Annotated in this window: 14 protein-coding genes and 1 tRNA gene; 6 read left to right on the plus strand and 9 right to left on the minus strand. The window is 66.3% G+C overall.

Annotated features, from left to right (window positions below; all coding sequences use genetic code 11):
* The first annotated feature begins 78 nt into the window (after nucleotides 1-78).
* Both ppk2 and tldD read left to right on the plus strand, forming a co-directional pair.
* Entirely contained in the window at nucleotides 79-828 is a 750-nt protein-coding gene (ppk2, locus tag KWG56_RS12220; protein ID WP_201096333.1) for a polyphosphate kinase 2, read from the plus strand.
* A 259-nt stretch (nucleotides 829-1087) separates the two neighbouring features.
* A complete protein-coding gene (tldD, locus tag KWG56_RS12225) occupies nucleotides 1088-2518 on the plus strand; it encodes a metalloprotease TldD (protein ID WP_219354967.1) in 1431 nt (476 codons plus the stop codon).
* Nucleotides 2519-2707: 189 nt separating this feature from the next.
* Here the strand turns inward: tldD and KWG56_RS12230 are convergent, their stop codons facing one another.
* Entirely contained in the window at nucleotides 2708-3670 is a 963-nt protein-coding gene (locus KWG56_RS12230; RefSeq protein ID WP_219354968.1) for a TraB/GumN family protein, read from the minus strand.
* 163 nt (nucleotides 3671-3833) lie between these two features.
* Here KWG56_RS12230 and KWG56_RS12235 point away from each other — a divergent pair, with 163 nt between their 5' ends.
* The gene (locus KWG56_RS12235; protein WP_219354969.1) at nucleotides 3834-5900 is read left to right on the plus strand and encodes a TonB-dependent receptor plug domain-containing protein; all 2067 of its coding nucleotides are present in this window, start codon (nucleotides 3834-3836) and stop codon (nucleotides 5898-5900) included.
* An 81-nt stretch (nucleotides 5901-5981) separates the two neighbouring features.
* Here the strand turns inward: KWG56_RS12235 and KWG56_RS12240 are convergent, their stop codons facing one another.
* Nucleotides 5982-7913 carry a peptide MFS transporter gene (locus KWG56_RS12240; RefSeq protein WP_201096326.1) on the minus strand — a complete coding sequence of 644 codons (1932 nt, stop codon included), beginning with the start codon at nucleotides 7911-7913 and terminating at the stop codon, nucleotides 5982-5984.
* 250 nt (nucleotides 7914-8163) lie between these two features.
* On the opposite strand from KWG56_RS12240, the gene KWG56_RS12245 reads away from it, so the two are divergent.
* Nucleotides 8164-9312, plus strand: a complete 1149-nt coding sequence (locus tag KWG56_RS12245; protein ID WP_219354970.1) for an N-acetyltransferase — start codon at nucleotides 8164-8166, stop codon at nucleotides 9310-9312.
* Nucleotides 9313-9343: 31 nt separating this feature from the next.
* Here the strand turns inward: KWG56_RS12245 and mscL are convergent, their stop codons facing one another.
* From mscL to aroA, 6 genes are all read right to left on the minus strand, one after another.
* On the minus strand, nucleotides 9344-9754 hold the full coding sequence (gene mscL, locus KWG56_RS12250) for a large-conductance mechanosensitive channel protein MscL (RefSeq protein ID WP_236260992.1): 411 nt from the start codon (nucleotides 9752-9754) through the stop codon (nucleotides 9344-9346).
* 45 nt (nucleotides 9755-9799) lie between these two features.
* Complete coding sequence (locus tag KWG56_RS12255; protein ID WP_201096324.1) at nucleotides 9800-10090, minus strand: integration host factor subunit beta; 291 nt, start codon at nucleotides 10088-10090, stop codon at nucleotides 9800-9802.
* A gap of 219 nt (nucleotides 10091-10309) precedes the next feature.
* Complete coding sequence (gene rpsA, locus KWG56_RS12260; protein ID WP_219354971.1) at nucleotides 10310-12013, minus strand: 30S ribosomal protein S1; 1704 nt, start codon at nucleotides 12011-12013, stop codon at nucleotides 10310-10312.
* 199 nt (nucleotides 12014-12212) lie between these two features.
* Nucleotides 12213-12857 carry a (d)CMP kinase gene (gene cmk / locus KWG56_RS12265; protein WP_219354972.1) on the minus strand — a complete coding sequence of 215 codons (645 nt, stop codon included), beginning with the start codon at nucleotides 12855-12857 and terminating at the stop codon, nucleotides 12213-12215.
* 110 nt (nucleotides 12858-12967) lie between these two features.
* Entirely contained in the window at nucleotides 12968-13264 is a 297-nt protein-coding gene (locus KWG56_RS12270; protein WP_219354973.1) for a hypothetical protein, read from the minus strand.
* Nucleotides 13264-14571, minus strand: a complete 1308-nt coding sequence (gene aroA / locus KWG56_RS12275) for a 3-phosphoshikimate 1-carboxyvinyltransferase (protein ID WP_219354974.1) — start codon at nucleotides 14569-14571, stop codon at nucleotides 13264-13266. Before aroA ends, KWG56_RS12270 begins: the two co-directional genes overlap by 1 nt.
* 125 nt (nucleotides 14572-14696) lie before the next feature.
* Between aroA and KWG56_RS12280 the strand changes: the two genes are divergently transcribed.
* Together KWG56_RS12280 and KWG56_RS12285 are read left to right on the plus strand one after the other, a co-directional pair.
* Nucleotides 14697-15158 (plus strand): TIGR02300 family protein, encoded by a 462-nt coding sequence (locus KWG56_RS12280; protein ID WP_201096319.1) that lies wholly within the window; start codon nucleotides 14697-14699, stop codon nucleotides 15156-15158.
* A gap of 294 nt (nucleotides 15159-15452) precedes the next feature.
* Nucleotides 15453-15528: transfer RNA gene (locus KWG56_RS12285), tRNA-Ala, on the plus strand.
* Between the two features lie 98 nt (nucleotides 15529-15626).
* Here the strand turns inward: KWG56_RS12285 and KWG56_RS12290 are convergent.
* Nucleotides 15627-18017, minus strand: a complete 2391-nt coding sequence (locus tag KWG56_RS12290) for a heavy metal translocating P-type ATPase (RefSeq protein WP_219354975.1) — start codon at nucleotides 18015-18017, stop codon at nucleotides 15627-15629.
* Between the last annotated feature and the right edge of the window lie 10 nt (nucleotides 18018-18027).

Raw genomic sequence — 18027 nt, forward strand, 5'->3', positions numbered from 1 at the left:
CGCATCGGAACACGTTAGAATCCCGTCATGTTTCAGCGCCGCTTGCCCTGACCGCCTCATCGGGTCAGTCTGAACCCCATGGGAAAGAAATCAGACGCCTACGCGACCGAACTTGAGCAGCTGCAGCTCGCGATTGTCGAGACGCAGTCCTGGACCATCAAGAACAATCTTCGCGTCGTCATCGTGCTGGAAGGCCGCGATACGGCGGGCAAGGACGGGGCCATCAAGCGGCTGACCGAATATATGTCGCCGCGCCAGACGCGCGTCGTCGCCCTGCCCAAGCCCAGCGACCGCGAAACCAGCCAGTGGTATTTCCAGCGCTATGTCCCCCACCTGCCTGCGGCGGGCGAGACGGTCATCTTCAACCGCTCCTGGTACAACCGCGGCGGGGTCGAGCCGGTGATGGGCTATTGCACGCCCGAACAGTACGCCCAGTTCATGACCGACGCCCCGCGTTTCGAGCGGATGCTGACCGACGACGGGATCATCCTGATCAAGATCTGGCTGGACATCTCGCGCAAGGAGCAGGCGAAACGGCTGAAGGAACGCCGCGTCGATCCGCTGAAACAGTTCAAGCTGTCGTCGCTGGACGCCGAGGCAGAGGCCCGGTTCGACGCCTATTCCGACGCCCGCGACCGGATGCTGGACGAAACCGACCGCCCCTTCGCCCCCTGGACCGTCATCGCCACCGACGACAAGAAGACGGCGCGCCTGAACCTGATCCGCTACATCCTGTCGGTGCTGGACCATGTGACCCAGGACGTGAAGAAGCCGGACCCCGACGTCGTCCTGACCGCTGACAGGGCCAAGGGCAAGCTGGCGCGCTAGCGGGCGACGCCCCGCCCACGCATCTGCGCCTGCGAAGATCAATCGATTCAACGGGTAAGATAATTCTCGACGGAATCGACGCGCCTGAGCTTTTATCCGTGTCATCATCACTCCGGGGCGTTCCGCCCCTTGTCCGCGACACAGGCCTGGGCCGGAATTTCAGACTATTCAGACGAATTGGACTCTGTTTTTTCCGCCGGCCGGATCTGAATCCGGTCGGGCAGGTGACGAACCGCCCTCCAACCCCTACCTAGCGTCCATGACCGTTCCCGCCTCCCCGCCGCCCATCCTCGACGCCGCCGGCGTCGACGCCGACGAAGCCCTGTCCATCCTGAAGACGGCCCTGGCCGGGGCCGACGACGGCGAGCTGTTCCTGGAACGCTCCGAGAGCGAGAGCCTGGTGTTCGACGACGGGCGGCTGAAATCCGCCGCCTATGACGCGACCGAGGGTTTCGGCCTGCGGGTCGTGGCGGGCGAAACCGCCGGATACGCCCACGCCAACGAAATCTCCGCCGCCGCTCTGCGCCGCGCCGCCGACAGCGCGGCCCTGGCCAAGGCCGGTCACGCCGCCCTGGTCGCCGAGGGCCCGCGCGCCACCAATCAGAAACTGTATGGCGAGGTCGATCCCCTCGCCTCGCCCGCCTTCTCGGACAAGATCGCGCTTCTGGCGGAAATCGACGCCTGGGCGCGGGCGCGCGACCCGCGCGTGGTCCAGGTGTCCGCCTCTCTGGTCGGAGAGCGCCGCGCCATCGAGATTCTACGCGCCGACGACCGGGCGGTGCGCGACATCCGCCCGCTGGTGCGGCTGAACGTCTCCGTCACGGTCGAACAGAACGGCAAGCGCGAAAGCGCCTCGTCCGGCGCAGGCGGCCGTGCGGGCTTTGAGGAATGGATCGCGCCCGAGCGCTGGCAGGCTCAGGTGGACGAGGCCCTGCGTCAGGCCCTGGTCAATCTGGACGCCATCGACTGCCCGGCGGGCGAGATGGACGTGGTTCTGGGCGCGGGCTGGCCAGGCGTCCTGCTGCATGAAGCCATCGGCCACGGCTTCGAAGGCGACTTCCACAGAAAGGGCTCGTCCGTCTTCAACGGCATGATGGGCAAGCGCGTCGCCGCGCCCGGCGTGACCGTGGTGGACGACGGCTCCATCGCCGACCGCCGCGGCTCATTGTCCGTGGATGACGAAGGCACCCCGACCCAGCGCAACGTCCTGATCGAGGACGGCATCATGGTCGGCCTGATGCACGACCGGCTGTCGGCGCGTCAGATGGGCGTCGCCGCCACCGGCAACGGCCGCCGCCAGTCCTTCGCCCATATGCCCATGCCGCGCATGACCAACACCTTCATGGAGGGCGGCCGGGATTCGAAGGCCGACATGATCGCCAATACGAAGCGCGGCCTCTACGCGGCCAACTTCTCGGGCGGCCAGGTGGATATCACCAACGGCAAGTTCGTCTTCCAGTGCAACGAGGCCTATCTGATCGAGGACGGGGTCATCACCGCCCCGGTGCGCGGCGCCACCCTGATCGGCGACGGCGCCACGGCCCTGACGAAAATCCAGATGATCGGCGACGACTTCGCCTTCGATCCGGGCGTCGGCGTCTGCGGCAAGGCCGGACAGGGCGTGCCGGTCGGCATCGGCCAGCCCAGCCTGAAGATCGGCGGCCTGACGGTGGGCGGCACGGCGGTCTGACCGCCGCCTAGGTCCACGTCCGTCCATCGACATTCAAATAAGCATCGTCATTCCGGGGCTGAGCGGAGCGAAGAACCCGGAACCCAGAACTACAGTTTCGCCGCTGGATGCATTCAACGCCGGATGCCAGCCCCCTGGCTTCCGGGTTCGCCCTTCGGACGCCCCGGAATGACGGTCTGTGCTGACGCCCTATTCGCCGACGGGGCGCCACTCCGGTCCGCGCGGATCAAGACCGGCGGCCTCCAGCCGGTCCAGCACCCCGTCCGGCTCGGCCAGCACCCGCAGAGGGGCCACCGCCAGGGTCACCCCCGGCTGGCCCAGCGCCTGATCCGTGGCCTCCAGCCACTTCTGGCGCAGCATGGGGGCGACCTCGGGATCCCCCGAGGGCCAGCACAGGTTCAGGGCCTGATCCAGCGGGTTGGCCAGCACCGCCGCGACACGCAGATGGCTCCAGTCATCCAGCCGTCTCGCCGCCCCCTCGGGTCCGGCCTGCGCGGCCTCGACCGTCATCGCCAGACAGGCCAGATAGGTCTCTGGCGGGGCCGTCAGAAGCCCGTCGATCAGTTCGTCGCCGCGCACCACGCCCACGGCGTCGCCGGGGATGCGCGCCCGCCGCGCCTTGTCGCTGACCACGCCCACCACGGCCCGGCCCCGGCGCTCCAGCCCCGTGCGGTCCATCAGGTCCAGGCTCTGGATCAGCGGCGGTTCGCGCCGCCAGTTCTGCGACCGCTCGCCCGCGTGCAGGGCCTCCAGCTGCGCCATCAGCTCGGGCGAGGCGTAGTCGGCGATGGTGCGGCCATCCGGCAGGCGGGTGATGGTGCGGATGCGCCAGATCAGGCGCAGCACATCGGCAGGCGAGGCCCGCCCCTCGATCGGGTACAGCACCCGCTGCGAGCGCAGGGTCGCCTGTTCCAGCGCCTCGGGCCGCCACTCATAATTGCGCGGCACGCCGCTGATGGAGCCGACCAGAATCACGGTGCTGTCGCCCCGGTCCACAGTCCAGATCGGCAGCCCCGCCCGGCGCGCCACCACCACGATGTCATCGACAGAGGCCGGCGCCTCGGCGGTGGGCGCAGGCGGCGGCGCAGTCTGGGCGACGGCCGCGCCGCCCAGAGCCGCGCTGAATACCAACGTCAGAAATAGGGACTTCATATTGCTCTCGAACATTACAGGCCCGTATAGTTTCATAGCTGCCAGTATAGGCACGTGAATTGCCTGTAATGATGTCGCCGATTTAATCCACCTTTCCGCCTTGTAACTGGAGATGAACAGCGGCAATCGGCACACCCTGCGTCAACAGATCGAGGGGAAACCGATGACCAAGACCATTCTGCTGGCCACCACCGCCCTGCTTTTCGCAGGCGCCGCCCATGCTGAAACCACGCCCCAGGTCGCTGAAGCGCTCGTGCCGACCAGCCCCAATGGTCAGGCGCCGCTGATCGACTCCGCCCAGCGCGGCGTGCTGGTGTTCACGCCCGACTTCTTCGCCTCGCAACAGCCGAACACGGCGTTGGACATGGTCAACCGCATCCCCGGCTTCTCGGTCGACGACGGCTCCGGTTCGCGCGGCTTCGAAGGCGCGGTCGGCAATATCCTGATCAACAACTCGCGTCCGGCCTCCAAGAACGACACCGGCTCCAACGTGCTGGGCCGCACCCTGGCCAGCCAGGTCGAGCGGATCGAACTGATCCGCGGCGGCGCGTCCGGCATCGACATGCAGGGCTATGCGGTGATCGTGAACGTGATCCTGAAGTCGACCAGCAGCCGCCAGTCGATCCTGACCTGGAACGCCCAGTTGTTCGAAGGCGGCCACGATGTCTTCGGCGGCTCCTATCAGTTCACGGCGAAAAGCGGCGAACGCAGCTGGGGCGTCGTTCTGTCGGATGGCACGGGATCCAGCGATTCCAACGGCGTGGGCCGTTCGATCCGCACCGACGCCGCCGGAAACGTCTTGCGCGACGAACGCTTCGAGAATGACGGCTGGGGCGGCGGCAACTCGATCCGCGGCAACTATTCCGGCCCTCTGCTGGGCGGCAAGCTGGAGAGCACCGCCCGCTATGGCATAAATGATTGGCAGAGCTGGTCGGAGTTCAGCTCGCCCACATCCCTGCGCCGCAACGACTATGCCGAGAAGGGCCATTCCGGCGAACTGGGCCTGACCTGGACCCGGCCGCTGAACCCGCGCTGGCAGCTGGAGACGCGGTTCATCCACGAGTTCAGCGACTTCGACAACGTCTCCACCGGCAACCAGACGCGTAACGGCGTGACGGCCCCGGAAGAGCAGTTCAAATCGAACGGCGATTCATCCGAAACCATCCTGCGCGGCCTTCTGCGCAACGAACGCTCGTCCGCTCTGACCTTCGAGGTCGGCGCCGAGGTCGCCTACAACATGCTGGACGTCCACCAGGGCTTCACCATCGGCGGCGCGCCCATCGAACTGCCCAGCGCCTCGGTCAAGGTCGAGGAGACGCGCGGCGAGGCCTTCGGCAAGACGACCTGGCGCATCAATCCCAAACTGACGCTGGAAGGCGGCGTGCGGCTGGAGGCCTCGACCATCAAACAGTCGGGCGACGCCAACCAGGAGGAAAGCTTCTTCTTCGCCAAGCCGCGCTTCCTGGCCACCTGGACGCCGATGGAGAACAACCAGCTCCGCTTCCGCTTCGAGCGTGAACTGGGGCAGTTGGACTTCAGCGACTTCGCCGCCGCCGCCGAGCTGGACGACGGCACGCTGTTCGGCGGCAATGTCGACCTGCGCCCGGAACAGCGCTGGATCACCGAGGTGAACTACGAGCGCCGCTTCTGGGGCAATGGCATCGTCGCCATCGGCTATCGCCACGACAAGATCATCGACGTGATCGACCGCCTGCCGCTGCCCGGCGACCTGTCGGCGGTCGGCAACATCGGCGACGGCACGCTGGACCAGTTGTCGCTGAACGTCATCGTGCCGCTGGACAAGTTCGGCATTTCGGGCGGACGCTTCACCTTCAAGAACAACTGGAACAAGACCAGCGTCACCGACCCGACCACGGGTGAGGACCGCCCCATCTCAGGCGTTCGCGCCAGCCAGGCCAATGTCGGCTTCCAGCAGGATATCGCCCGCTACAAGACCCAGTGGGGCGTCAACTGGCTGCCCCGCCTGGGCCAGCCCACCTATGACCCGGATCAGACCAACATCTGGCGGGGTTCAGGCTATGTGGAGGCCTTCGCCGAGTACAAGCCGACCGCAACCCTGGCCATCCGCGCCCAGATCAATCTGTGGGACGACTTCACCATCCAGCGCACCGTCTATGCGTCGCGCGATCCCCGCACCGTCGCCTATGTCGAAGACCGCGACGTCGATCCCCGCACCTTCGTGTCGATCCGCGTGCGCAAGACCTTCTGAGGCCAGACCCATCTTCCGGCCAAAGAAAAAGGGCGGCGTCCGCGAGGACGCCGCCCTTATCTTTTGCCTGTTCCTTGAGGATCAGCCCGAGGTCGAAGTCCGGGGGGCGGCGATGTTGCCGTCCTCGTGTCCGCCTTCGGTCAGGACGGGACCGGGATGGTTGTCGCCGTTCGCGCCGTTCGCCCAGCCCTTGATGAAGAAGCTGACGATGATGAACAGCACGCCTGCGGCCAGACCGGCCCAGCCCAGCTTCTCGAACACTTCAAGCGAGGTCTGCAGCGCCAGTTGCGGGTTCAGCACCTGACCGCCGACCGTCTCCGTGCCGGCCAGACCGGCGATCCAGCCGCCGACATACTGGGCGATGGAGGAGGCCAGGAACCAGACGGCCATCATGAAGCTGACCACCTGGGGCATCGACAGTTTGGTGATCTGCGACAGGCCCACCGGCGACAGGAACAACTCACCCGTCGTATGGAACATGTACAGCAGCGCCAGCAGCACGATCGGCATCTGGAAGGCCGAATTGGTCAGGCCAGCGCCCCACACCACGACCATGAAGCCCAGACCGACCTGCAGCAGGCCCAGACCGAACTTGAAGGTCGGGTCCGGGTCACGCTTGGCGCGGCCCAGCTTGACCCACAGGGCCGCAAAGATCGGCGCGAAGATCAGGATGAAGCCGGCGTTGAACGACTGGGTCTGGGACGCGGTCATCGTGGTGTCGATGAACATGCCCTGGCCCACCAGACCGGCGGCGGCGATCTGCGCCGGGGTGCCGAAGGTGAAGGGTCCGAACTGCACCGCTGCGGACAGCAGGTTCAGGTCGACGTTACGGTCCGCAAACAGGTTCAGCGAGGTGCCGGCCTGTTCGAACAGGGTGAAGAAGATGACCGATCCGAAGATCAGCACCACGGCCAGCATCATGCGCTGACGCTCCGCCCAGGTCTTGCAGACCCTCATCATCACATAGCCGATGAAAGCCAACGACAGGATGGTGGCAATGCCCAGCACCGTGCCGACAAGGGCGTTGCGCTGAACCATGAACCAGACCGGGATCACACCCAGCAGGCCCAAAAGATAGATCGAATATTCGCGGTTGATCGGTCCCAGCAGCTTGGCCTTCAGCTTTCCCTCGACCGGCGGCTCGCCCTTGCCCTGCAGCAGGGGCTTGCCCAGCACGAAGACGATCAGGCCCGCCAGCATGCCCAGCCCGGCCAGGCCGAAGCCCGCCCACCAGCCGACCGTCTGACCCAGAAGACCGCACAGCACCGCCGCCCAGAATGAGCCCAGGTTGATGCCGTAGTAGTACAGGGTGAAGCCTGCATCGCGCCGCGGGTCGCCCTGCGGGTACAACTGTCCGACCAGGGTTGAGATGTTGGGCTTCAGGAAGCCGACGCCCATGATGATCAGGGAGATGGCCAGGAAGAAGACGTTCTCGCCCAGCGGATCACGCTTGGCTTCCAGCGTGTAGGAATCCTTGGCCAGTTCGGCGGGCAGCGGCGAGGCCGCGGGCAGGCCTTCGATGGCCAGGCCGCCGTTCTCACCGGCGTCGAAGTGGTAGGACTTGCCGTCGACGATGATGCCGCGCGTGCCCGTGTCGCCGCGTCCTTCGGTCACGACCTGATAGGTCTGGCCCGCATAGGACAGGTTCTGGGTCGTGTCCTTGCCTTCAAAGGCCATCATGCCGTGGCCCGCGACCAGCAGCACGGCGCCGAAGGCGATGGCCTTGCGCGTGCCGATGAAGCGGTCGGCCAGGATGCCGCCCAACAGGGGCACCAGATAGACCAGAGAGGTGTAGGAGCCGTAGATCGAACCCGCCTCGCCGTCCCCGAACAGGAAGTGCTGGGTCAGATAAAAGATCAGAAGGCCGCGCATGCCGTAGTAGGAGAAACGCTCCCACATTTCGGCGAAGAAGCAGATAATCAGCCCGCGCGGGTGGTTTCTGAGAATCTGCAGAAGCACGGGAATCCCCGTGGCGAGGGTGATGACCACCCCCAGAAGAACGACGATGTTCATGCCTACCCTTTGTAATCGGAGCCTTTTCGGCTCTCGGTCGCATTGAGAGAAGACGGACAGGTCCGTCTTCCCGCCCCCGTGGCGAAACGTGGAAAAAACCACCGCGCCCATTCGTTTACAAGCGCTAACCCTGCGTGACCCGTGGTCGCGGGTTTGCACAGGATCAATACAACCTATGCGAGCCGTCATGGCCCGATGTCTGCAATGAAGGAAGGGAGAGCCAGAACGGGTTTCAAAATGGGAGACCGCCATGCCAATCCGACCCATTCGACCATCGGATTTCGACGCGCTGAACCGTCTTCACCGCCAGGTGGGATGGCCAGAGCGCTCGCAGGCCGGCTGGCGTTGGCTGGATGAGAACCCCGCGCGCCTGTTCAGCGGCGCCCCGTCGGGCTGGGTGGTCGCCGATGAAGCGGATGCGCCGGTCGCCATGCTGGGCAATTTCGTGCAGCGCTTCCACCACGGCCCGCGCATCCTGCACGGCGCAACCGGCTTTTCGATCATCGTGCCGCCCGAGCAGAAGGGCGCCAGCCGGGGCCTGATCAACACCTTCGTCAAACAGCAGGGCATGTTCGCCCGTTACACCCTGAACGCCAACGCCCGCTCGGCGCCCCTGTATCCCAAGTTCGGCATGACGCCTTTCCCGGTCGAAACCGCCAGCGTGAAACTGTCGTGGATCGTCGACAAACTGGCCTGCGCCAAGGGTCGGATGCTGCGCAAGCTGTTCGGCGGCCTGTCGGCCTCAGCGGCGACGCGTCTGGGCGAACAGCTGATGAACCGCAGACTGTTCCGCCCCGAACCGCTGAAACTGGCCGCCGACATCGCCCCTCTGCGCGATCTGTCGGATCGGTCCGAATACGCCGACTTCTGGCGCGATCTGGTCGCGGAAGGCCATCTGCTGGCCGACCGAAGCCCGGCCATGATGCGCTGGCGGATGAGCGACCCCGATCAGACCGTGCGTCCGCTGCTGCTGGGCCTGCGCCGCAACGGCCGCATCGTCGGCGTCACCATGGCGTCGATGGGCAAGAACAATCTGATCGAGCCGCCCTGTCTGGACATTCTGGACCTGGCCGCCCTGAAGTCGGCGCCGGACGCCATCGAGACCCTGGCCGCCGCCCTGGTCGCCAACGCCCGCGGGATGGGCGCGGCCAAGGTGCGGCTGCAGGTCGTGACGCCGGAGCTGCTGGAAAGCCTGGGCGCTCTGGCGGCGACGGCCCGTCGCGAGGGCGGCTGGGGCCACGGCCATGCCGTGATCGACGAGCCGGAACTGGCCTCGGCCTGGGCGCCGACCCCGTTCGACGGCGACTACGCCATCTGCAACCGCCCGACGCCCCTGTCGGCCCGCAAGCGCCGCGCGCAGGCCCAGGCCACGCCGCAGGGCCGTCTGTCGAAGGCCTGAGCGCCGCTCAGGCTTTCTGACGGCCCTGGACTTAGGCCTTGCGCTTCAGTTCGTCGCGGATTTCGACCAGCAGCTGTTCCGTGGCGGTCGGGGCGGCGGGCTCCGCCGGGGCTTCCGCCGTCTGACGACGCAGCTTGTTGATCAGCTTGACCATCATGAAGATGACGAAGGCCACGATCACGAACTGGATCAGCACATTGATGAAGGCGCCGTATTCGATCACGGCGGGCGCGCCTTCGGGATTGGTCGGATTGACCGGCAAGGTGATCTTCAGATCCGAGAAGTTGATCCCCCCGATCAGCCAGCCGATGGGGGGCATCACGACCTGATCGACCAGGCTGGTGACGATCTTGCCGAACGCACCGCCGATGATGACGCCGACCGCCAGGTCGACCACATTGCCCTTGACCGCGAACTCGCGGAATTCAGACACCAGACTCATAGTTTCCCCTCGGGTCAGTCGTATTCAGTGCAAGGCCGCAGGCCTTCAGGCGTCACCCGAAGCGTTCAGCCGCTCACGCAGTTCCTTGCCGCTTTTGAAGAAAGGCACGGCCTTGGCCGGCACCTCGACGGTTTCGCCCGTGCGCGGGTTGCGGCCCGAACGCGCCGGACGCGACCGGACGGAAAAGGCGCCGAAACCGCGCAGTTCGACCCGGCCGCCGTCAGACAGCGCCTCGGTCATTTTTCCCAGAATGACATTCACCAGCCGCTCCACCTCCGCATGGGTCAGGTGGGTGTTTTCAGCCGCCAGCTTCTCGATCAGTTCAGACTTGATCATCAAGGCCCCCTGCCGGGTCGCATCGGACGGACCACCGCCGGACAACGATCCACAAGCTGCACCCTAACCTCGCTCAGCGGCGCGAAAAAGCCCTTATCCGCCAATGACACGCGGCTTTAGCAAGAAAATCGCAAGCTTTGCCGCACGACCAGAGGCTGAAAAACAGAAGGGCGGCGGGATTTCTCCCGCCGCCCTCAGCATCTCCCTTGCAGGAAAAGCTTAGTCCTTGGCGCCTGCGCTCTTCAGAGCAGCGCCCAGGATGTCGCCCAGCGAAGCGCCCGAGTCGGACGAGCCGAACTGTTCGATGGCTTCCTGTTCGTCCTTCATTTCCAGCGCCTTGATCGACACCGAGATGCGGCGCGAGGCCTTGTCCACGGCGGTGATCATGGCGTCGACGCGGTCGCCGACGGCGAAGCGTTCCGGACGTTGTTCGTTACGGTCGCGCGACAGGTCCGACTTGCGGACGAAGGCCGTGACCGGCGCATCGTCTTCACCGAACTTGACTTCAATGCCGCCCGACTCGATCGACGAGACGGTGACGGTGATCTGCTGGCCGCGGCGATAGGTGTCGCCTTCGCCGATCGGATCGCCGCCCAGCTGCTTGATGCCCAGCGAGACGCGTTCCTTCTCGACGTCGACGTCCAGGACCTTGGCCTTGACCATTTCGCCCTTGCGGTAACGCTGGATGGCTTCTTCACCCGACACCGACCAGTCGAGGTCGGACAGGTGCACCATGCCGTCGATGTCGTTGTCCAGGCCGATGAACAGGCCGAACTCGGTGGCGTTCTTGACTTCGCCCTCGACGGTCGAACCGATCGGGTGGTTGGCGACGAAGGCGTCCCACGGATTGTCCTGGGCCTGCTTCAGGCCCAGCGAGATGCGGCGCTTGGAGGCGTCGACATCCAGAACCACGACGTCGACTTCCTGCGAGGTCGAGACGATCTTGCCGGGGTGGACGTTCTTCTTGGTCCAGGACATTTCCGAGACGTGCACCAGGCCCTCGACACCGGCTTCCAGCTCCACGAAGGCGCCGTAGTCGGTGATGTTGGTGATGCGGCCCGTGTACTTGGCGCCGACAGGGTACTTGGCTTCCACGCCGTCCCAGGGGTCCGACTGCAGTTGCTTCATGCCCAGCGAGATGCGTTGGGTGTCCGGGTTGATCTTGACGATCTGGACCTTGACGGTGTCGCCGACGGCCAGGACTTGCGACGGATGCGAGACGCGCTTCCACGACATGTCGGTGACGTGCAGCAGGCCGTCGATGCCGCCCAGGTCAACGAACGCACCGTAGTCGGTGATGTTCTTGACGACGCCTTCGCGGATTTCACCCTCTTGCAGCTGGCCGACCAGCTCCGTGCGCTGTTCGGCGCGGGCTTCTTCCAGGATGGCGCGGCGCGAGACGACGATGTTGCCGCGCGGACGGTCCATTTTCAGGATGGCGAAGGGCTGTTCCTTGCCCATCAGCGGACCGACGTCGCGGACCGGACGGATGTCGACTTGCGAGCCAGGCAGGAAGGCCGAGGCGCCGCCCAGGTCGACGGTGAAGCCGCCCTTGACGCGGCCGACGATGGCGCCGTTGACCGGCTGGCCTTCGGCGAACACGACTTCCAGGCGGGTCCAGGCTTCTTCGCGGCGAGCCTTGTCGCGGCTGATGACGGCTTCGCCCAGGGCGTTCTCGACGCGCTCCAGGTAAACCTCGACGTTGTCGCCGACCTTGGGCAGGGCGCCGTCTTCGCCTTGGCCGAACTCGCGCATGGCGATGCGGCCTTCGGTCTTCAGACCGACGTCGATGATGACGATGTCTTTTTCAATGCCGACGACGCGGCCGTGAACGACCTGGCCTTCGCCGAAGTCGCGGCCCGAGAGTTGTTCGTCGAGCAGCGCGGCGAAATCGTCGCGCGAGGGATTGAGGGTGTCAGTCATGGAGCTGAAAAGCATCCTGGGGGCTAAGGGCGCGCGACCACAGGGCCTCACGCGAGTGAACGCTTCTCGAACGGCTGAACGCCGCGCGTGAAACGATGGGAAAAGGATTTAGTCAGGTCGTCAGGATGCGAGGCCGTTCAGAAACGATCAGGACGCCCGCGGAAGCCGAGGTTGGAGCGTTGGATTTGCCAAACCCGCCCTAAAGGCCGTGTTTCGCGCGCGCCGCCTCGACGATACGGCGGGCCGCATCGAAGGCGGCTTCTATACCCATGTCGGTCGTATCCAGCAAGACCGCGTCGTCAGCCTGGACCATAGGCGCCGCGCCCCGCCCGGCGTCGCGTTCGTCCCGGCGCTGAATATCGGCCAGCATGTCCTCGAAACTGATGTCCGATCCGCGTGCAGCCAGCTGTTTCCAGCGGCGGGTCGCGCGCACCTCGGGCGTGGCGGTGACGAACAGCTTGGCCGGGGCGTCAGGGGCGATCACCGTGCCGATGTCGCGCCCGTCCAGAACCGCCCCGCCCGCCTGGGCGGCAAACGCCTGCTGCAGGTCCAGCAGGGCCGAGCGCACGCCGGTGAAGCTGGCGACGCGGCTGGCCGCCTCGCCCGCCTCGCCCGTGGTCAGGCCGGGATCATCGGACAGGCCGGACGCATCAAGACCCCGCGCCGCCTCAGTCGCAGCGGCCTCGTCGTCCAGCGACAGCCCTTGGGCCAACAGACGCGCGCCCACGGCCCGGTACAGCAATCCGGTGTCCAGGTGCGGCAGGCCATAGGTCAGGGCCAGACGGGCGGCGATGGTGCCCTTGCCCGAGGCGGCCGGGCCGTCGACGGCGATGATCAGGGTCACACAGGTCTCCGCAGCGCGTGGCGCAGTCAAACTTCATCCCGAACGCACGAGAGGGCGAACCAGATAGCGAGGATTATGACGGCAATCCAGCCGCCCGGACGAAACCCGCGTCAGGCGCGCCGCCCGAACAAGCCGCGCAGGGCGATGGCCGCCAGCAGAACCGCCATGCCCGCACTGACCACGATGGCCGTCGCATAGAAAACGATCAGGGCCCAGAAGATCACCGGCCGCTCGATCAGATGGACATCCGGCCCCTTGCGGTTGTTCAGCATGCCGATGTCCAGGCCGTGCAGAACCTCGCGCGCGCCGATCACGCAGCCCCAGCCGATCAGCACCGCGATCACCAGGGTCACGAGCGGACTGAGCCAGGCGACGCGCCTGCGCCCGCCCAGGCCGGGGTCCGGCATCAGTCGATCTCTCCGCCCAGGCCGTTGATCATGTCGACGAAGCCGGGGAAGCTGGTGGCGATCATTTCGGGATCCAGCACCGACACCGGCTGTTCGGCGGCCAGACCCAGGATCAGGTGGCTCATGGCGATGCGGTGGTCATGGGCGGTGGCGACGGTGGCGCCGCCCTGCACGGGTCCACCCGTGACCAGGAAGCCTTCCGGCTCTTCCTCGACCTGAACGCCGCAGGCGCGCAAGCCCTCGACCATCAGCGAGATCCGGTCGCTTTCCTTGACCCGCATCTCGCCCACGCCGCGCATGACGGTGACGCCGTCCGCAAAGGCAGCCGTCGCCGCCAGGATCGGATATTCGTCGATCATCGACGCCGCGCGCTCTTCTGGCACCACGACGCCCTTCAGCTGGGAATAGCGGGCGGTGATGTCGCCGACATCCTCGCCGCCGGCTTCGCGCCGGTTATCGATCGTCAGGTCGGCGCCCATCTCGATCCATGTGTCGAACAGGCCCGTGCGCAGGCTGTTCAGCATCACGCCCTCGACTGTCACTTCCGAACCCGGAACAATCAGACCGGCCGCCAGCGGGAAGGCCGCAGACGACGGATCGCCCGGCACCGCCACATGGGTCGCCTTCAACGGCTGGCCGCCCTTCAGCGTGATCTTCCAGCCCTCGCCCTGCTCCTCGACCACGACTTCGGCGCCGAAGGCCCGCAGCATCCGCTCGGTGTGGTCGCGGCTCTTTTCCGGCTCGGTCACCGTGGTGACGCCCTCGGCGTTCAGGCCCGCCAGCAGGATGGCCGACTTGATCTGGGCCGAGGCCACGGTCTGCACATAGTCGATGCCCGTCAGGGTTCCGCCCGTCAGGGCCACCGGCACGCGGTCTTCCGCCGCCAGCCAGCCGAAACGCGCGCCCATGTCGGCCAGGGGCCCAGTCACCCGCTTCATCGGCCGTTTGCGCAAGGAGGCGTCGCCGTCAAAGGTCGCCGTCAGCGGATAGCCGGCAGCGGCCCCCATCAGCAGCCGCACCCCGGTTCCGGCGTTGCCGCAGTCGATCACGGACAGGGGCGTCTTGAAGCCGCCCGCGCCCTCGATCCGCCATTCGCCCTCGCCGGTGCGCTCGACCTTGGCGCCGAAAGCCTCGACGGCGCGGGCGCTCGCCAAAACGTCATCGCCCTCCAGCAGCCCCTCGACCGTGGTCACCCCGACGGCCATGCCGCCAAAGATCATCGAACGGTGCGACATGGACTTATCGCCGGGCGCACGGACCTTTCCGGCCAGTGCGGACGAACGGTGGGCGGTCAGTTGGGAAGGCATTTTCACCCGCTTCAGGCTGCAATGTCGGAAGGGCCGCGCGGGCGGCGCGAAAGATGGCTTTTGACAGCGGGTCCGTGGAGTGGCAAGGGACCGCCCCGAATTCAACCCGTTGAAAGTGTCCGCACGTGGCCAATCCCGAACTGGGCGCCAAGCAGGTCTGCCCCAACTGTCAGGCGAAGTTCTACGACCTGAACCGCCGTCCCGCCCACTGCCCCAAGTGCGGCACGGACTTTGATCCCGAAGAAGCGCTGAAGCTGCGCAGCCGTCGCGTTCGTCCGGGCTATCCGGCCGACGACGAGGACACGGAAGATCAGGTCAAGGACAAGGCCGCCGAATCCGATGAGGACGAGGAGGAAGAAGTCCGGGCGCCGGAAATCGACGAGGAAGGCCACGAGCCGATCCTGACCCCGGACGACGACGATGATTCCCCCGCCGATGCTTCGGAAGAAGCCGGCATGGGCGCCACCGACGGCGACGACGACGATCTGCTGGCCGACGACGATGACGACTCCGTCCCCTTCATCGAGGACGAAGACGACGACTCGCTGGAAGACGAAATCACCAAGCCGACCCGCGACGACGACTGATCCTGATATCCGGGCCTGACGCGCTTCGCGTGTCTCTCGAGGCCGGTTTCCACCGGCTTTTGAGAATGACCCGGATTTCTTGTTGCACCCGCCGCATTTTTCGCTAGAGAAACGCGGCGGGACAGCAGGGCTTTCGGACCTTTCGGTTTGAAAAACCTGCGTATTTTCACCTCCGGGAACGATGTGAAAATAAATCTCGAAACGGGCTTGATCCTAGAAAAAGCCTGACATAGTTTCCGCCGCCTCGCCGGGGGCCATCGCAAGATGAACCGGGCGATCCAGACCGCAAGGTCCGGGGCTTTAGCTCAGTTGGTAGAGCGCTTGCATGGCATGCAAGAGGTCAGCGGTTCGACTCCGCTAAGCTCCACCATCGTCACCTCCAAGCATCGCAGGATGCTTGGAGGGACGGCCACCTTCCCTCACATCACCGCACCGGCGCTTCACCGCCCAGAGCCCGCCTCTGCGCGCTTACAGCCGCATGGTGTTGAGGCGCAGCGCATTGGCGACGACGCTGACGGATGACAGGGCCATGGCCGCCGCCGCGATCATCGGCGACAGCAGAACCCCGAAGACCGGGTAGAGCACGCCCGCCGCGATCGGCACGCCCGCCGCGTTGTAGACAAAGGCGAAGAACAGGTTCTGGCGGATGTTGGACATGGTCATCCGGCTGAGCTCGCGCGCTCGGACAATGCCGTTCAGGTCGCCTTTCAACAGGGTGACGCCCGCGCTTTCCATGGCCACATCCGTGCCCGGCCCCATGGCCACGCCGACATCGGCCGTCGCCAGCGCAGGCGCGTCATTGACCCCGTCGCCCGCCATGGCGACCACGCGGCCCTCCTGTTTCAGCCGCGCCACGACGGCCGCCTTCTGGTCCGGCAGGACATCGGCCTCGACCGCGTCTATGCCCAGTTGGCGCGCGACCGCCAGGGCCGTGGTGCGGTTGTCGCCGGTCAGCATCACCACCCGGACGCCCTCGGCGCGCAAGGCGGCCAGGGCCTGCGGCGTCGTCGGCTTGATCGGGTCGGCGATGGCGAAGACGCCCGCGGCCCTGTCGTCGACGCCGATCAATATGGCCGTCGCCCCATCGGCCCGCAGCTGATCCGCCTGATCCGCCAGAGCCGAGGCGTCGATCCCAGCCTCGGCCAGGAAGGCGGCGGAGCCCGCCATGATTCGCCTGCCCTCGACCACGCCCAGCGCGCCCTTCCCGGTCGGCGAATCGAAGTCCCCGACCGCAGGGATGGTGATGTCGCGTTCGATCGCCGCATTGACGATGGCCAGGGCCAGCGGGTGTTCGGACGCGCGTTCCAGCCCGGCGGCGAGGCGCAGCAGCTCCGCCTCTTCGAATCCGTCCGCCGCCACGATCCTGACGACCGCAGGCCGTCCCTCGGTCAGGGTGCCGGTCTTGTCCACGACCAGGGTGTCCACCTTCTCCATCCGCTCCAGCGCCTCGGCGTTCTTGATCAGGACCCCAAGGCGGGCGCCGCGTCCGACCCCGACCATGATCGACATCGGCGTCGCCAGCCCCAGCGCGCACGGACAGGCGATGATCAGGACCGCCACCGCCGCCAGCAGGCCATGCGCCAGACGCGGCTCGGCGCCCCACACCGCCCAGGCGGCGAAGGCGGTCAAGGCCACCGCCAGCACGGCCGGAACGAACCAGCCCGCGACCCGGTCGGCCATGCGCTGGATCGGGGCGCGCGAACGCTGGGCCTCGGCGACCATCTGCACGATGCGCGACAGCATGGTGTCGCGCCCCACCTTGTCCGCGCGGATCACCAGGGCGCCAGTCTGGTTCATGGTCCCCGCGATCACAGGGTCGGAGACGGCCTTGGCGACCGGCATGGATTCGCCGGTGACCATCGACTCATCGACCGAAGAGCGCCCGTCCTCGACCACCCCGTCGACCGGAACCTTCTCACCCGGACGCACCCGCAGCCGGTCGCCGACGATGATGGCGTCCAGCGAGACTTCTTCTTCATCGCCATTCGCGGCGATGCGACGCGCGGTCTTGGGCGCCAGACGCAGCAGGGCCTTGATCGCGCCGGAGGTCTGTTCGCGCGCCCTCAACTCCAGCACCTGCCCCAGCAGCACCAGGGTGGTGATGACGGCGGCCGCCTCGAAATAGACGGCGACCGAACCATCGCCTGCACGAAAGGCCGCCGGGAATACGCCGGGCGCCAACAGGGCGATGACGCTGTAGCTCCAGGCCACGCCCGTCCCCATGGCGATCAGGGTGAACATATTGAGGTTGCGGGTCTTCAGCGACGCCCAGCCGCGCTCGAAGAAGGGCAGACCGGCCCAAAGCACCACCGGCGTCGCCAGCACGAACTGCACCCAGGCCGAAACCTTCATCGGCACGAGGTGGTGCAGCGCCGGGACCAGGTGCGACCCCATCTCCAGAATGAAGACAGGCAGGCTGAGCGCCAGCGCCAGCCGGAACCGGCGCGTCATGTCGGTCAGTTCTTCACTGGGACCGGCCTCCGCGCTGACCATTTCGGGCTCCAGCGCCATGCCGCAGATGGGACAGGCGCCCGGTCCGTCCTGACGGATTTCCGGGTGCATGGGGCAGGTCCAGGTCGACCCCGCCGGGGCCGTGATCGTCGCCTTTTCAGCAGATCGGTTCAGATAGGCGTCCGGGTCGGCGACGAATTTGGCGCGGCAGCCCGCGCTGCAGAAATGATGCTCATGACCTGCATGGACGGCGTGGTGGGCGGTCGTCTGCGCGTCCACGGACATGCCGCAGACGGGATCCGTGGTCAGGCCCGCACTGTGGTCATGCCCGTGCCCGGAGCCGTGACCGGCATGGGCGGAACAGCACCCCTTGCCCGCCGTCTGGGTGTCCTGTTCCGCCTCAGCCATGTCCCTGTCC

The sequence above is a fragment of the Brevundimonas nasdae genome (genome assembly GCF_019395145.1).
Classification (GTDB): domain Bacteria; phylum Pseudomonadota; class Alphaproteobacteria; order Caulobacterales; family Caulobacteraceae; genus Brevundimonas; species Brevundimonas nasdae.

Coding starts and splice junctions, on each gene's coding strand:
- ppk2 (WP_201096333.1), top strand. CDS start 79: ATGGGAAAGAAATCAGACGCCTACGCGACCGAACTTGAGCAGCTGCAG.
- tldD (WP_219354967.1), top strand. CDS start 1,088: ATGACCGTTCCCGCCTCCCCGCCGCCCATCCTCGACGCCGCCGGCGTC.
- KWG56_RS12230 (WP_219354968.1), bottom strand. CDS start 3,670: ATGAAGTCCCTATTTCTGACGTTGGTATTCAGCGCGGCTCTGGGCGGC.
- KWG56_RS12235 (WP_219354969.1), top strand. CDS start 3,834: ATGACCAAGACCATTCTGCTGGCCACCACCGCCCTGCTTTTCGCAGGC.
- KWG56_RS12240 (WP_201096326.1), bottom strand. CDS start 7,913: ATGAACATCGTCGTTCTTCTGGGGGTGGTCATCACCCTCGCCACGGGG.
- KWG56_RS12245 (WP_219354970.1), top strand. CDS start 8,164: ATGCCAATCCGACCCATTCGACCATCGGATTTCGACGCGCTGAACCGT.
- mscL (WP_236260992.1), bottom strand. CDS start 9,754: ATGAGTCTGGTGTCTGAATTCCGCGAGTTCGCGGTCAAGGGCAATGTG.
- KWG56_RS12255 (WP_201096324.1), bottom strand. CDS start 10,090: ATGATCAAGTCTGAACTGATCGAGAAGCTGGCGGCTGAAAACACCCAC.
- rpsA (WP_219354971.1), bottom strand. CDS start 12,013: ATGACTGACACCCTCAATCCCTCGCGCGACGATTTCGCCGCGCTGCTC.
- KWG56_RS12270 (WP_219354973.1), bottom strand. CDS start 13,264: ATGCCGGACCCCGGCCTGGGCGGGCGCAGGCGCGTCGCCTGGCTCAGT.
- aroA (WP_219354974.1), bottom strand. CDS start 14,571: ATGCCTTCCCAACTGACCGCCCACCGTTCGTCCGCACTGGCCGGAAAG.
- KWG56_RS12290 (WP_219354975.1), bottom strand. CDS start 18,017: ATGGCTGAGGCGGAACAGGACACCCAGACGGCGGGCAAGGGGTGCTGT.